General features: G+C 69.7%; 13 protein-coding genes. 4 read left to right on the plus strand and 9 right to left on the minus strand.

What is annotated here, in order from left to right:
• Positions 1–327: 327 nt before the first annotated feature.
• The 5 genes from H7965_RS08795 to H7965_RS08815 form a co-directional block, all read right to left on the minus strand.
• Complete coding sequence (locus H7965_RS08795) at positions 328–771, minus strand: c-type cytochrome (protein WP_186770191.1); 444 nt, start codon at positions 769–771, stop codon at positions 328–330.
• A complete protein-coding gene (locus H7965_RS08800; protein WP_186770192.1) occupies positions 771–1,835 on the minus strand; it encodes a hypothetical protein in 1,065 nt (354 codons plus the stop codon). The genes H7965_RS08795 and H7965_RS08800 overlap by 1 nt, the downstream gene beginning before the upstream one ends.
• Before the next feature lie 527 nt (positions 1,836–2,362).
• Positions 2,363–4,351, minus strand: coding sequence for an acetyl/propionyl/methylcrotonyl-CoA carboxylase subunit alpha (locus H7965_RS08805; protein WP_186770193.1), 1,989 nt, complete (start codon positions 4,349–4,351; stop codon positions 2,363–2,365).
• Positions 4,352–4,356: 5 nt separating this feature from the next.
• Positions 4,357–5,964 (minus strand): carboxyl transferase domain-containing protein, encoded by a 1,608-nt coding sequence (locus H7965_RS08810; protein WP_186770194.1) that lies wholly within the window; start codon positions 5,962–5,964, stop codon positions 4,357–4,359.
• A complete protein-coding gene (locus tag H7965_RS08815) occupies positions 5,964–7,133 on the minus strand; it encodes an isovaleryl-CoA dehydrogenase (protein ID WP_186770195.1) in 1,170 nt (389 codons plus the stop codon). The genes H7965_RS08810 and H7965_RS08815 overlap by 1 nt, the downstream gene beginning before the upstream one ends.
• Positions 7,134–7,402: 269 nt before the next feature.
• On the opposite strand from H7965_RS08815, the gene H7965_RS08820 reads away from it, so the two are divergent.
• A complete protein-coding gene (locus tag H7965_RS08820; protein ID WP_186770196.1) occupies positions 7,403–8,485 on the plus strand; it encodes an SMP-30/gluconolactonase/LRE family protein in 1,083 nt (360 codons plus the stop codon).
• 13 nt (positions 8,486–8,498) lie between these two features.
• Here H7965_RS08820 and H7965_RS08825 read toward each other — a convergent pair whose 3' ends face one another.
• From H7965_RS08825 to H7965_RS30810, 4 genes are all read right to left on the minus strand, one after another.
• Complete coding sequence (locus H7965_RS08825) at positions 8,499–9,596, minus strand: sensor histidine kinase (protein ID WP_186770197.1); 1,098 nt, start codon at positions 9,594–9,596, stop codon at positions 8,499–8,501.
• Between the two features lie 251 nt (positions 9,597–9,847).
• A complete protein-coding gene (locus tag H7965_RS08830) occupies positions 9,848–11,026 on the minus strand; it encodes an acetyl-CoA C-acetyltransferase (RefSeq protein ID WP_186770198.1) in 1,179 nt (392 codons plus the stop codon).
• 77 nt (positions 11,027–11,103) lie between these two features.
• The gene (locus tag H7965_RS08835; RefSeq protein ID WP_229682540.1) at positions 11,104–12,216 is read right to left on the minus strand and encodes an alpha/beta fold hydrolase; all 1,113 of its coding nucleotides are present in this window, start codon (positions 12,214–12,216) and stop codon (positions 11,104–11,106) included.
• Complete coding sequence (locus H7965_RS30810; protein ID WP_229682541.1) at positions 12,140–12,697, minus strand: coiled-coil domain-containing protein; 558 nt, start codon at positions 12,695–12,697, stop codon at positions 12,140–12,142. Before H7965_RS30810 ends, H7965_RS08835 begins: the two co-directional genes overlap by 77 nt.
• 178 nt (positions 12,698–12,875) lie before the next feature.
• Between H7965_RS30810 and phaR the strand changes: the two genes are divergently transcribed.
• The 3 genes from phaR (at position 12,876) to H7965_RS08850 (ending at position 14,912) form a co-directional block, all read left to right on the plus strand.
• On the plus strand, positions 12,876–13,484 hold the full coding sequence (phaR, locus tag H7965_RS08840; RefSeq protein WP_186770200.1) for a polyhydroxyalkanoate synthesis repressor PhaR: 609 nt from the start codon (positions 12,876–12,878) through the stop codon (positions 13,482–13,484).
• Positions 13,485–13,590: 106 nt separating this feature from the next.
• Positions 13,591–14,103, plus strand: a complete 513-nt coding sequence (locus tag H7965_RS08845) for a helix-turn-helix domain-containing protein (RefSeq protein WP_186770201.1) — start codon at positions 13,591–13,593, stop codon at positions 14,101–14,103.
• Positions 14,104–14,231: 128 nt separating this feature from the next.
• Positions 14,232–14,912 carry a hypothetical protein gene (locus tag H7965_RS08850; RefSeq protein WP_186770202.1) on the plus strand — a complete coding sequence of 227 codons (681 nt, stop codon included), beginning with the start codon at positions 14,232–14,234 and terminating at the stop codon, positions 14,910–14,912.
• Positions 14,913–15,043: the final 131 nt, after the last annotated feature.

A 15,043-nucleotide genomic window follows, 5' to 3' on the forward strand; every position in this document is an offset into this window, starting at 1 on the left:
GATTAGGGATCTTCGGTCTGTAACGTAATCGTATTTACAGACAAGTCTCTGTGAAATAAGGGTTTGTATTTAATATACATTCCAATTTTCGTAAACATATCCTAGACGACTGGGCGCCATGCACGACTCGTTACTACCTTCCTAATGTTGTGTTTTCCCTGGAATGGTTGCCCGGACAGCGGCTCACCGCCGTGGCCGCCGCCAGGAAGGCTTGATCCCCCCAGGGCTTGGTGCAGCACCGCCCTGGCTTGGGCGACCAGCAGCGGCCATGTGCCTTGGCACAGACGCCATGCTGCCGCGCGTTGGCGTGATCGCGGTGGATCTGCCCTAGCCGCCGGGGCCGCAATCCGCAGGCAGCGCCGCCGCCGGATCGCGCAGCAGGGCCGCCAGCGCCGCGCTCTCCTCCGTCGGCAGCGCCGCCTGGGCGGCCCGCAACCCGGCCGGCCAGGCGGCCTTCACATGCGCCAGCACCGCGGCAATCTCCGCCGCATCCAGTTGTGTGCCGAAGCCAGGCATGCCCGACCCGCCGCGGGCGATGCGCCGCGCCAGTGCCGTATCAGCATGCTGCCAGGCATGGCCGGTGGCGCCGAGCGGCGGGCCGCTGCGCCCTTCGAGAGCCGTGCCATGGCAGCCGGCGCAGAACTGCGCATAGACCGCCGCGCCGCGTTCACGCTGCTCCGGCGCCGCCACCTGCGGCAGCGCCGCCAGCCCTGCGCCGATCAGCGCCAACCCGCCGAGCAGCGCCAGCACCCCGTGGCGGAGCGGCGACATCACCGCCCCGCCATGGCGGTCATCGCCGCCCGGGGTCGGGCGCTGCCGTATTCGGCATGCTGCAACCCCCAATACGCCCCCATGAACAGGGCAATGGCGGCGGCGAAGCCGAGCCCGGCCCGCCTCGCCTCGCTCAACAGCCCGCGCCGCGCATCATGCAGGCGCCGGTGCAGCGGCGTCGGCCCATGCAGGAACAGCACCGCCAGCGGGACGATCACCGGCAGATGGCCAATGGCGTCGAGCCGGCCGAAGTCGATGATGGCCGCGACGAAGATCAGCCCCAGCCCGGCGGTACCAAGCCGCAGCAGCCCCAGCCCGGTCAGGATGTGGAAAGCCAGGGCGAATTCAACAAAGCCGGCGATCACCATGAAATCCGCTGCCGGAATGCCGAAGGTGAGGTAGGGCTTCTCTGCCAGCAGCGGAAAGGTCCATTGCGGATAGGCCCATTTCTCCACCGCGCCCCACATCAGGCTGGCGCAGAAGGTGACCGTCAGGATCGGCACCCGCAGCGCCCGGAGCCGCGGCGCATCCAGAGAGGTCAGCGCCAGATAGGCGGCGATGCCAAGGAAGATCGGATAGTCGGTCAGGTGGAAGACCCCGTACTCGGCAACGGCATGGCCGTAGAGCACAAGGATGCCGAGCGCCCCCAGCAGCGTGGTCCGGGCCGAGAGCATGCTGAGGGCGATCGCCCCCTGCAGCCAGGCCGGCCATTCCGCATCACTCCTCAGCTCCGGCGTCAGGATCACCCCGCCGGTGGCGAACAGCGCCACGAAGAAGCTGCCGATGCCGGCCCGCATCAGCCGTTCCTCCAGCGCTTCCGCCCGGCCAGAGCGGGCGAGGCCGTACCCGCTGCGGGCGACGGCGCGGTCCAGGACGTAGCCGCCGAAGACCAGCAGCAGGAAGCCGGCGAAGACCAGCAGGAAATGTGCCCCCAGAACGCCGCCGAGCGGCAGCGGCGGCTGGCTCACGTCATAGGGCGCGAACCACTTCACATGCCCTGCGGCAGGCACCGGCAGCAGCACGGCGAGGATCACCTTCGCCTGGAGGCGGGCGGCGATGCGCATGGCTGGGCTTAGGTGAGCAGCAGCAGAGTCGGCAGCGGGAAGGCAGAGACCTCCCGCCGGGGCAGCCTGGAGGACGGGCGGCGATGAGGTGTGGTGTGTCGACATCGGGGGGCTCCTCGGCTCCGGGCCGCTCTGGCGCCGAATCTCCCCATGCGGCGGCAGTGCCGCTGTGAGCGCGATCACAAACCCCGCGGCGCGCAGCCTGCGGTTTTGCCGGCATGCGGCTTGCTGCCCAACCGGGGCATCCAACCCGAGGTCACGCCATGTCTTGGTCCCGCCGCGTGCTTCTCGGCACCACCGGCCTTGCCGGCCTGCCCGGCGAATGGGCGGTCCCGATCGCGCTTGCCCTAGGCAGTGCCCAGGGCGGCAAGCGCGTGCCGCGCTACGGCATCTCCATGGTGGGTATTCCGCAGACCACGAGCCAGGCGGACCGCGGCGCCGATCAATTCACCGGCTATACGCTCTACGACCCGCTGGTGGCCTGGGAGATGGATGTCGCCGACACGCCGAGCCGAGGCGGCTGGAGGCTATGCCGGGGCGAAGCTCACCAGCTCCGCCCCCTCCTCCACCATCTCATCCGGCTTGGCCCGCACCACGGCGACCACGCCATCCATCGGCGCGCGCAGGGTGAACTCGGTCTTCATCGCCTCGATGACCAGCAGCGGGGCGTTGCGGGAGACCGTCTCGCCCGGCTGCACCAGCACGCGGGTGACGCGGCCCGGCACCGGGGCGGTGACACGGTCGCTGCCGGCCGCCTCGGCCAGCGGCGGCGCCAGCGGATCCTCATGCAGTAGCAGATGGTTGGTGCCGCCGAGGATCACCGCGATCTCCGCCCCGCGCCGTACCAGGCCGATACGCCGGGTGACGCCGTCAAGGTGCAGCACCGGCCCCTCCTCCAGCCGCGCGCGCACCGTGCCGCCTGGCAGGTCGAGCCGGTAGCCGCCCTCCGGCAGCGGATGGCTGCGCAGCCGGACCGGCGCGGCCTCGCCCTGGCGGAAGTAGAGATCCTGGTAGCCATCGCCGTTCAGCCGCCAGGCATCCTGCATCGCCCAGGGGCTCCAGGGATCGCCGCTGCCGGCCGCCGCCGCAGCGCCGGTGAACTGCTGGTCACGCAGCACGGCCAACGCCGCGGCGGCCCAGATCGCCGGATCATCGGACGGCACCGTGGCCGGCATCAGCGCCGCGGCATGGCGGGCGATAAAGCCGGTGTCGAGTTCCGCCGCGGCGAAGGCCGGATGGGTGGCGATGCCGCGCAGCAGGCCGAGGTTGGTACGCAACCCGACGACCTCATAGGCGTCCAGCGCCGCCGCCAGCCGCTGCACCGCGGCCGGGCGGTCCTCGCCCCAGACGATCAGCTTGGCGATCATCGGATCGTAATGCGGGGTGATGCGGTCGCCCTGGCGGACGCCGGTGTCGACGCGCAGCTGGCCCGGCACCTCGGCCGGCTGGCGCAGGTGCAGCAGCGTGCCGGTCGCGGGCATGAAGTTGCGCGCCGGATCCTCGGCGTAGAGCCGCGCCTCGATGGCATGGCCGCGCAGCGCCGGCGTGGTGTTCGGCAGCGGTTCGCCGGCGGCAATGCGCAGCTGCCATTCCACCAGGTCGAGGCCGGTGACCATCTCGGTCACCGGATGCTCGACCTGCAGCCGCGTGTTCATCTCCATGAAGAAGAACGCATCCCCTTCGGCGATGAACTCCACCGTGCCGGCGCCGACATAGCCGACGGCGCGGGCGGCGGCGACGGCGGCCTCGCCCATGGCGGCGCGGCGCGCGGGATCCATGCCCGGAGCCGGGGCTTCCTCGATGACCTTCTGGTGCCGGCGCTGGATCGAGCAGTCGCGCTCGAACAGCGAGATGGTCTGGCCCTGGGTGTCGGCGAAGACCTGGATCTCGATATGCCGCGGCTGGGTCAGGTATTTCTCGATGAGCAGGCGGTCATCGCCGAAGGAGGCGCGGGCCTCACGCCGCGCTCCCTCGATGGCGGCAGCGAGATCCTCGGCACGCTCCACCACCCGCATGCCCTTGCCACCGCCGCCGGCGCTGGCCTTGATCAGCACGGGGAAGCCGATGCGCCCCGCCGCCGCGGCCAGCACCGCCGGATCCTGTTCTGCGCCATGGTAGCCGGGCACCAGCGGCACGCCGGCGCGCTCCATCAGCGCCTTCGATTCCGCCTTCGACCCCATGGCGCGGATCGCGCCCTCTGGCGGGCCGATGAAGGTGATGCCGGCAGCGGCGCAGGCGGCGGCGAATTCGGCGTTCTCCGACAGGAATCCGTAGCCCGGATGGATCGCCTCCGCGCCCGAACGCCGCGCGGCATCGAGAATGCGGGAGATGTCGAGATAGCTCTGCCGCGCCGGCGCCGGACCGATCGGCCAGGCCTCGTCGGCGAGCTGCGCGTGGCGCGCCCCGGCATCCGCCTCGGAATAGACCGCGACGGTGGCCACCCCCAGGCGCCGTGCCGTGGCGATGACCCGGCAGGCGATCTCGCCGCGATTGGCGATGAGGATCTTGCGGAACATCGCCATCACATCCTGAAGAGGCCGAAACGCGTCTCCGGGACCGGTGCGTTCAGCGCGGCAGAGAGGCCGAGAGCCAGCACCCGCCTGGTGTCGGCGGGGTCGATGATGCCGTCGTCCCACAGCCGCGCGGTGGCATAATAGGGGTGGCCCTGGGTCTCGTACTGCTCGCGGATCGGCGCCTTGAAGGCTTCCTCTTCCTCGGCCGGCCACTGGCCGCCGCGCGCCTCGATGCCGTCGCGCCGCACCGTCGCAAGCACCGCCGCCGCCTGCTCGCCGCCCATGACGCCGATGCGGGCATTGGGCCACATCCAGAGGAAGCGCGGCGCATAGGCGCGGCCGCACATGCCGTAGTTCCCGGCGCCGAAGCTGCCGCCGATGATGATGGTGAACTTCGGCACCGCCGCCGTCGCCACCGCGGTCACCATCTTCGCGCCATCCTTGGCGATGCCGCCGGCTTCGTACTTCCGTCCGACCATGAAGCCGGTGATATTCTGCAGGAACACCAGAGGGATGCCGCGCTGGGCGCAGAGCTCGATGAAATGCGCGCCCTTCTGCGCGCTCTCGGAGAACAGGATGCCATTGTTGGCGACGATGCCGACCGGATAGCCCCAGATATGGGCGAAGCCGCAGATCAGGGTCTGGCCGTAGAGCCGCTTGAATTCGTCGAACTCGCTGCCGTCGACGAGGCGGGCGATCACCTCGCGCACGTCATAGGGGGTGCGGCGCTCGGCCGGCACTACCGCGTAGAGTTCCTCCGCCTTGTAGCGCGGCGGCACCGGGGCGCGCAGCGCGAGCTGCGGACGCTTCACGCTGTTGAGGGTGCCAACGATGCGGCGGGCGATGCCCAGCGCATGCGCGTCATTCTCGGCGTAATGGTCGGTGACGCCGGAGATGCGGCTGTGCACATCGGCGCCGCCGAGGTCCTCTGCGCTCACCACCTCGCCGGTCGCCGCCTTCACCAGCGGCGGGCCGGCGAGGAAGATGGTGCCCTGGTTGCGGACGATGATGCTTTCGTCCGACATCGCCGGCACATAGGCGCCGCCGGCGGTGCAGCTGCCCATCACCACGGCGATCTGCGGAATGCCGGCGGCCGACATCTGCGCCTGATTGTAGAAGATGCGGCCGAAATGGTCGCGGTCGGGGAAGACCTCATCCTGGTTCGGCAGGTTCGCTCCGCCACTATCGACCAGATAGAGGCAAGGCAGGCGATTCTGCTGCGCGATCTCCTGCGCCCGCAGGTGCTTCTTCACCGTGACCGGGAAATAGGTGCCGCCCTTCACCGTCGCATCATTGGCGATGATGACGCATTCGCGTCCCGAGACGCGGCCGATGCCGGCGATCAGCCCGGCCGAAGGCACCTCCCCGCCATACATACCCTGCGCCGCGAGCTGGCCGATCTCGAGGAAGGGCGAGACCGGGTCGATCAGCGCGCGGATACGATCGCGCGGCAGCAGCTTGCCGCGGGAAAGGTGCCGCTGCCGTGCCGCCTCCCCGCCACCAAGCCGCACCGCCTCGGCCTTCTCGCGGAGGTCGGCGACCAACGCGCGCATCGCTTCTGCATTGGCGCGCGCCTCGGCGCCGCGCGCATCGAGCGTGGTTTCGAGCACCGGCATCAGGCGGTCTCGGCGAAGAGTTCGCGGCCGATCAGCATGCGGCGGATCTCGCTGGTGCCAGCGCCGATTTCGTAGAGCTTGGCGTCGCGCAGCAGCCGCCCGGTCGGGTAGTCGTTGATGTAGCCATTGCCACCGAGGGCCTGGATCGCTTCCAGCGCCATCCAGGTGGCCTTCTCCGCGGCGAAGAGGATGGCGCCCGCGGCATCCTTTCGCGTGGTGCGGCCGCTGTCGCAGGCCCGCGCCACGGCATAGACGTAGGCGCGCGCCGCATTCATCACCGTGTACATGTCGGCGAGCTTGCCCTGCATCAGCTGGAACTCGCCGATCGCCTGGCCGAATTGCCTGCGGTCGTGCACATAGGGCACGACCACGTCGAGGCAGGCGCGCATGATGCCGAGCGGCCCGCCGGCCAGCACCGCGCGTTCGTAGTCAAGGCCGCTCATCAGCACGTTGACGCCGCGGCCGACCGTGCCGAGGACGTTCTCCGCCGGAACCTCGCATTCCTGGAAGATCAGCTCGCAGGTGTTCGATCCGCGCATGCCAAGCTTGTCGAGCTTCTGCGCCGTGGAAAACCCCTTGAAGCCCTTCTCGACCAGAAAGGCGGTGATGCCGCGCGGCCCGGCCTCGGGGTCGGTCTTGGCGTAGACCACCAGCACATCGGCATCAGGGCCGTTGGTGATCCAGAATTTGTTGCCGTTGAGGATGTAGCCGTCGCCGTGCTTCTCCGCCCGCAGCTTCATCGAGACGACGTCGCTGCCTGCACCCGGCTCGCTCATCGCCAGCGCGCCGACATGCGCACCGCTGACCAGCTTCGGCAGGTAGCGGCGGCGCTGTTCCTCCGTGCCGTTGCGGCGGATCTGGTTGACGCAGAGGTTGGAATGCGCGCCGTAGGAGAGGCCGACCGAGGCAGAGGCGCGGCTGATCTCCTCCATCGCCACCACATGTTCGAGGTAGCCCATGCCGGCGCCGCCGTATTCCTCCTCCACGGTGATGCCGAGCAGGCCGATGTCGCCGAGCTTGCGCCAGAGATCGGCGGGGAATTCATTCTGCCGGTCGATCTCGGCGGCGCGGGGCGCGATCTCGGCGGTGGCGAAGGCGGCGATCTGGTCGCGCAGCGCATCGGCGGTCTCGCCAAGGCCGAAATCCAGCCCCTGGAATTCGTTCCGCATCCCGTTCCTCCTCGGCGCCGGGCGCCATTTTAAAAACGAACATACGTTAGTATCTGGAAGGCGACAAGAAGCTCATGGGATCGCGCCCGCGACACCTAGGCTGAGTCGCGGGTCCGGTTCCAGCGGCGGATCGCAGGGTATCCGCGGCAAGCTGACGGATTGGCACACGCAGTCGCGACACTGCCCGCGACAGGCCAAGCTTGCACGCGACCACGCCGCACATGCCACCCTCCCCGCGGCCGCCGTTCCGGCCCAAAGGGAGGAGACCGATGCCAGAGCTTCCTGCCGCCACGCGCCGCGGCGTGCTTGGCGGCGCGCTCGCCGCCGGCGCCGCCATCCCGGCGCATGCCCAGCGCAGCTATAATCGCGGCGCCGCACCGGCGCGCTACCCTGATGCGGATATCGTGGCGATCGATCCGAAGCGCTTCACCGCCAAGCTCGGCAATACGGCTATCCGCCGCCTCGGCACCGGCTACGGCTGGGCGGAAGGCCCGGCCTGGCACGCCAACGGCCGCTTCCTCATCTGGTCGGACATCCCGAACGACGAATGCCTGCGGCTGGTGGAGGAAGACCACAGCATCCACCGCCGCTTCCGCAGCCCCTCCGGCTTCTCCAACGGCAACACCTTCGACCGCGAGGGGCGGCAGATCGCCTTCCGCCACTTCAACCGCGACGTGCTGCGCTACGAGCCGAATGGCACCACCACCGTGCTGGCGGCGCGCGGACCGGATGGGCCGTTCAACGCGCCGAACGACGGCGTGGTGCATCCCGAGGATGGCGCGGTGTGGTTCACCGACCCCGGCTATGGCGCGCTGATGAACTATGAAGGCAACCGCACGCCGGAGTCCGCCAACAGCCCGCGCCCCTTCATCAAGGAAGCGATCTACCGGATCGACGGGCAATCCGGACAGGTCACGAAGGTGGCGGATGAGCCGTTCAAGCCGAACGGGCTGTGCTTCTCACCTGACTACCGCCGGCTCTATGTCGCGGACAGCGGCAGGACGCACTACGACCAGGCGAAGAACATCATCTGGGCCTATGACGTCGATGGTCCCCGGCTGCGCAACCCGCGCAGCTTCTGCGACATGGAGATGGACGGCAAATCCGGTTTCGGCGACGGCGTCCGCTGCGACGAGGCCGGCAACCTGTGGGTCGGCGCCGGCTGGGTTGGCGATGGCTATGACGGCGTGCATGTCTTCGCCCCGGACGGCCAGCGCATCGGGCTGATCAAGCCGCCGGAGATCTGCGCCAACATCTGCTTCGGTGGCGCCCGGCGCAACCACCTGTACATGACCGCGAGCCAGTCGATCTACATGGTCCCGGTGGAGACCCGCGGCGCGCATTTCTGCTGAAGCGGGGCGAGGCCTAAGCCGCCGTCTGCGGTGCGGCGGCGGCGCGGCTGAAGCGGATGGTGACGCGGGTGCCCTCACCCAGGGCCGATTCCACATCCAGCCGCGCCCGCGCATTCTGCCGCAGCGACTGCACGATCAAGGCGCCGAGCCGGCCGCTCCGCGGCCATTCCACGCCGTCCGGCAGCCCGTTGCCGTCATCCGCGACCACCACCGTGCAGCCCGTGGCATCGATCAGGCTGTGCAAGGTGATGGTGCCGCCATCGCGCCCGACGAAGGCGTGCTTCAGCGCATTGGTCAGCAGCTCGTTCACCACCAGCCCGGCCGGCATCGCCACATTCACCGAGACGGGCCAAGCATCGACCTTGAGCTCGAGCCGGACCCCCTCCTCGGCATGCGCCCGCATCACCGCGGAGGCGACCTGGCTGAGATAGGTGCCGAGGTCCACCTCGCCATCGCGGCCGTCATTGGCCAACGCCTGGTACAGCAGCTGCAGCGCCTCGATCCGCCCGGCGAGCCGGTCGAAGGCGCCGTCCATGTCGGTGCCCCGGGCGGCGTTGCGCGCCTCAATGCGGATCAGGGCGGTGACCATCTGCAGGTTGTTCTTCACCCGGTGCTGCATCTCCTGCAACAGCACATCGCGCTCATGCAGTTCCTGCATCAGCGTCTCGCGCTGCGCCTCGATGATGCGGCCGGCATCGACCAGTGCGACCAAGCGGAACACCGACACGCCGGCGTCATCCTCTATGAGGTTGACATAGGCATCGACGATGGCGGGTTCGGCCGCGCCACGCGCGATGCGGAAGGTGCCGAGATGCTCGCTGCCGGCAAGCACTGCGGCGCCAAGTGGCGGGCCGGCCGGATCACCCTCGCGCTCGCCGGCCAGCACGCTCCAGGGCTGGTCCTCGACGGCGGCGCAATCCTGGCCGGACAGCCGCTCGAATTCCGGGTTGGCGTAGACGATGCGCTCCTCGTCCGCCACCTTGGCAACCACGACGGCCACCGGGATGTGGTCGAGAAAGCGGCGGAATTGCTCGCTTTCCAGCGCCTCCGCCAACTCCCGCGTGGCCAGCAGGGTCTCGACCGGCCGAGGCATGTCGTGGTCGGCGCTCATGGCGGTCGTTCTCGCTCCGGATGCGGAATGCGCGTGGTGTCTGACGCCCTATATGGCACCGCGGCATCGGCATGCCAGGAAATGTCGCGCACGGGCTGCGGAACGGTTTCCGGTGCACACCAAAACCCCGGCCGACACCCTGCCACCGCTCCGCTACCTCGGCCAGAGGATGCCGCTTCAGAACCCTGGCCCGGGAGCGGGATGCCTCACCGCGGCGACCCTCCCCGGTGAAGCCTGCCCCTATCCCAGTGTCAGTTCGGCCGTTCGACGCACATCGCCACGCCCATGCCGCCGCCGATGCACAGCGTCGCCAGGCCACGCTTCGCCTCCCGCCGCTGCATCTCGAACAGCAGCGTGTTCAGCACCCGCGCGCCGCTGGCGCCGATCGGGTGGCCGAGGGCGATGGCGCCGCCGTTGACGTTCACCTTCGCCGGGTCCCAGCCGAGATCCTTGTTCACCGCGCAGGCCTGCGCGGCGAAGGCCTCGTTCGCCTCGATCAGGTCCAGGGTGGCGATGTCCCAGCCGGCCTTCTGCAGCGCGCGGCGGCTGGCCGGGATCGGGCCGGTGCCCATGATGGCGGGGTCGACGCCGGCCGTCGCCCAGGAGACGATCCGTGCCATCGGCCGGATGCCGCGCCGCTTCGCCTCCTCGGCCGACATCACCACCAGCGCCGCGGCGCCGTCGTTGATGCCGCTGGCATTGCCGGCGGTGACGGTGCCGTCCTTGGCGAAGGCCGGGCGGAGCTTGGCCAGCACCTCGATGGTGGTTTCCGGCTTCGGGTATTCGTCGGTCTCGAACACCGTATCACCCTTGCGGCCCTTCACCGTCACCGGTGCGATCTCGTCCTTGAAGCGGCCGGCCTTCATCGCCTCGCCGGCCTTGCGCTGGCTGGCGGCGGCGAACTCGTCCTGTTCCTGGCGGGTGAGCTGGTATTTCTGCGCGACGTTTTCCGCGGTATTGCCCATGTGGTAGCCGTGGAAGGCATCCATCAGCCCGTCCCGCAGCATGGTGTCGACCATCGCCAGATCGCCCATCTTCTGCCCGGCGCGGAGGTTAGCGGCGTGGGGCGCCTGGGTCATGCTCTCCTGGCCGCCGGCGACGACGATGCTGGCATCGCCGGTGGCGATCTGCTGGGCCGCCAGCGCCACGGCGCGCAGCCCGCTGCCGCAGAGCTGGTTCATGCCGAAGGCGGTGGCACTGGCGGGAATGCCGGCGGCGATGGCGGCCTGGCGGGCCGGGTTCTGCCCACCGCCGGCGGTCAGGATCTGGCCGAGGATCACCTCATTTACCTCCTCCGGCTTCACCCCGGCCCGGGCCAGGGCCGCCTGGATGGCGACGGTGCCGAGTACATGCGCGGGCAGCGAGGCGAAGGCACCATTGAAGCTGCCGACCGGCGTGCGCGCGGCGCTGGCGATGACGATGTCAGTCATGACAGGGGTTTCTCCCACCCGGTTATCGTGCTGCGGTGCAGTCTGGACCGGCACCCGGACCGCTACAAGCAGGCGGCCTATATGGGCAGGGATGCGCGCCAAGCCAGGAAAGGTGTCCAAAGCGCCGCGTCCGCCGTGCTGCCGGCGACCATGCCGACATGCCCGGCCGCCGCCCGGTGCACCTGGGCCCGCGGCAGCAACGGCGCCAGCGCCAGCGCCGCGGCGGGCGGCACGATCCGGTCGCGCGACGGAATCGCCAGGAAGGCCGGCAGCGCCAGCCGGGCCGGCGTCACCGCCTCGCCGGCGATCCGCCAGGCGCCACGCATCGGGGTATTGGCGCCGTACCAGCCAGCAAGGCATTCCCGCGCCACCGGGGCGGCCAGCGGCACCCCGTCGTTCAGCCAATCCTCCAGCGCGACGAAGCGCCGGGCACGCGGGCTGGTCGGGTCCAGCCGGGCGAAGGCACGGTACTTCTCACCGATGGCAAAGGGGTCCAGCCCGGCGAAGAGGGTCTGGATGGCATCGACCGGCAAGGTGCCAGTCGCCTCCAGCAGTGGCTCCAGCGCCGGCAGCAGCGTGGCCAGGGCGCGTGGCGCCGCCTCCTCCTCCGCCCAGAAATCCCAGGGTGTCGCCCAGAGCGCGAGGGCCGCGAGCTGCTTCGGCCGCCGCTGCGCCACCGCAAGGGCCAGCAGCCCGCCCATGCAATAGCCGACCAGCACCAGTCTGCCCCCGGTCAGGTCCGCCGCGGCCAGCAACGCCCGTTCCAGCCTGCCGGCCACGTAGTCGGTCAGGCTGAAGCCGCGTTCGGCCTCGCCCGGCGTGCCCCAGTCCAGCAGCAGCACCCGGGCACCCTGCGCCGCCAGGTATCGCAGGCATGAGGCTTCGGGCAGCAGATCCAGCACATCGGCGCGATTGACCAGAGAGGGCACCACCAGCACCGCCGGGCCATCGTCGCCCCCGCCATAATCCAGCAGCCGGCTGCCGCCTTCCGCCCAGACCACCGGCGGCTCCGCCATCTCCCGCCGCTGCGGGTGGCGGCGATAGCCGGCGACGCCATTCAGCAGCGCCGCATCCTGGCGCCGCAGCACCCGCAATACCGCGGCGTGGAAGGCCTCAGGCGCGTGTCCGCCGGCGGCGAGGGCGGCGGTGATCCGCGCCGCCTCCTGCCGCCCGGCCTTCGAGCGCGGCAAGGCGGGATTCCAGCTCGGCAAGCCGGTCGCGGAGCCGTTCGATCTCGCCGGGGTCGGGTGGTTCAGCATGAGGGGGCCCGGGATCGCGCCCAGCGCCGCCCAGGCCCGCGCCGCCGCCAACCCCAGGTGCAGCAGCAGCGGCCGCGGGCCGCGGCGAAGCCACGGGCTGGTCATGCCACGGCGGCGAGGCGCGCTGCAGCACCCACCACCAGCCCAGCCCGAGGTTCAGCCAGTGCCGGGACAGCGCCGAGAACTCGGGATCGGCGGCGAGGCCGGCGAGTTCCGATTGCCACAACGCCACCCAATCCTCTGCCAGCCGATCGAGCTCGGGGTTGCATTCCTCGTCTTTCGCCCTGCTCATCCCGTTCCGGCCTGCACCCTGGGTCACGCGCCCCGCGCGGGCACCGCGACCATCCGGCTGAGCATAGCGCCGTCGCCACCTGGCCGGACAGCCCCGGAGATGCAACTGGAAGAGGATCATCGGCCTCCTGATTCCCCCGGTTCCGCCGGCCCGGGCTAATCGCAAGCGGGTGGTCAGCAGCCAAGCAAGCCATCATAATTCCGCCATACTGTGCGCTGCAAAAATCCGACTTCCGCAGGCGGCATCCCGGCGTGCTAGGCTCGCGCCATAAGAGACGCCTCAACATCAGCGGAATCCCATGGCCGACAGCACCGCCCGCGCCGAAGCCGCGGTCAACCCCACGGCGTCCCCCGAAGCCCCGCCGGTGGTGGTCAAGAAATACGCCAATCGCCGCCTCTATAATACGGAATCCTCCAGTTACGTGACGCTGGAGGATCTGGCCAAGATGGTCCGGCTGGGCCGTAACTTCGTGGTGTTCGACGCCAAGTCGGGTGAGGACATCACCCGCTCCGTTCTCACCCAGATTATCGTCGAGGAGGAGGCCAAGGGCGGCCGCAGCCTGCTGCCGGAAAGCTTCCTTCGGCAGTTGATCGGCTTCTACGGCGACAGCCTGCAGGCGGTGCTGCCGCGCTACCTGGAAACCGCGATGGCCGGCTTCGCCCGCCAGCAGGTACAGATGCGCCAGTCCATGGAGCAGGCGATGGGCGGCTTCCTGCCCTTCCCAGGCCTCGAGGAGCTCGGTAAGCAGAATATGGCGATGCTGGAACGGGCCATGAGCCTGTTTGCTCCCTTCCGCCCACCGAACAACGGGCAGACGGTAGAAGCGCTGCGAGCGGAGGTTGAACAGCTTCGCCAGCAACTCGCCGAAGCCCAAAGGAACGCGGCGAACAGCACGCGCAAAGGGTGAGTTGCAGCGGGATGGGTTCCATCACGGGATCGTCACGCGTTCCGGTGGAACACCGACAGTCCCTGAGCATTCCCTGGTAAGACACTCAGGGATCGAGGACAACCGCATGGCAACCACTCAGACGGGTGAGTCGCGTCGCGACGAGGCCGGCACCAAGGGACCGGTGAAGCCCGGCCAGCGCGCGAACGCAGCAGACCGGCATGTCGGGGCCCGCATCCGCGAACGCCGGGTCATGATGGGCCTGTCGCAGCAACAACTCGCCAGGATGATCGGCGTTACATATCAGCAAGCTCACAAATACGAGCGCGGCCTGAACCGCATTTCGGCCGGGCGGCTGTTCGAGATTGCCCAGGTCCTCGGCGTCGCCGTATCCTGGTTCTTCGATGGGCTGTCGGCCGAGACCGAGCCTCATGAAGTTTCGCCGCGGCAGCGCATGTGCCTGGAACTGGCGCGCAATTTCGCTCTTATCGACAATGAGAAGCATCAGGAGGCGCTGAGTCAGATGGCCCGTGCACTCGCTGCCCAGAGCCAGGCCGCACATGGGGCAGTCGCCCCGGATGCGCTGGGCCCGCTGGGTACGTCGCATGCCGTGCCGACCGAGGCCGGCGAACCGCACTGAGTCCGACGATCCGGGCACGCGGGGCGGATCGCGCCTTCCGGCTACCGCGGACGGAGCGCGCTCCGCCACCACCGCTGTTGCGGCCGCCTCGACGCCGCCTGCGGTCGGTGCTGGCCGGGTTTGGCCTGGTGCTGACCGCCGGTCTGGGTGGCATGATCCTGGGGCTCGCCCTGCGTCCCGCCCCAGCCCCCGTGGCACCGCCGGCTGAATCGGTCCAACCGTCAAGTCCGGCGCTGACCGAGCAGCTCGCGGCGCTGCGCCAGGCGATCGCCACCGAGCAGGCCCGGCTGGATGCCCTCACCCGTGCCCGGGTCGCGGCCGAGGCGCAACTTGCGGCCGCCCAACGCGACGCCAGCCAGCGCGATCCTGCCCCGCGCGAAGCTGGTCCGCGTGAGCCAACGCCGCGGGATGTCGCGCGCGAAGCGGCGGTCCGCGAGGCCCAGGCACGGCGGGAGGTAGCCGCCGTGGCCGCCGCACCGCCAGCCCGACCGGCACGGCCCGAACCGGCCGCCGCCCTTGCCTCCGGACCACGCGTCTTCGTGCATTACCGCGGTGGCTCCCCCGCCGCGGCCGAGGCAGCCAGCACGGCAGCGGCGCTGCTGCGCGACTCGGGCTTCGAGGTGAGCGACCTGCGGACGGTGCAATCGGTGCCGGCGCAGCGGGTCGTGCGCTATTTCCATGCCGAGGATGCCGGCGCCGCGGCGCGGCTGGCCGGGCGGCTCGGCCGCGGCTGGGCGATCCAGGACTTCCGCAACTTCGAGCCCTCGCCGGCACCGCAGACGCTGGAGATCTGGCTGCCGGAGCGCTGATGCTGGCGACATAAGTGTTGCATGCATGCCGGGGCGCGACGGTGCCCATCGGTGTTGCTGCGCAACCTCCACGGGACTCGGGAATGTGGCGCGCCGCCCAATGAGGGTGCGGTTGATCAATCGGGATCAAC

Source organism: Siccirubricoccus deserti (assembly GCF_014283215.1).
Lineage (GTDB): Bacteria > Pseudomonadota > Alphaproteobacteria > Acetobacterales > Acetobacteraceae > Siccirubricoccus > Siccirubricoccus deserti.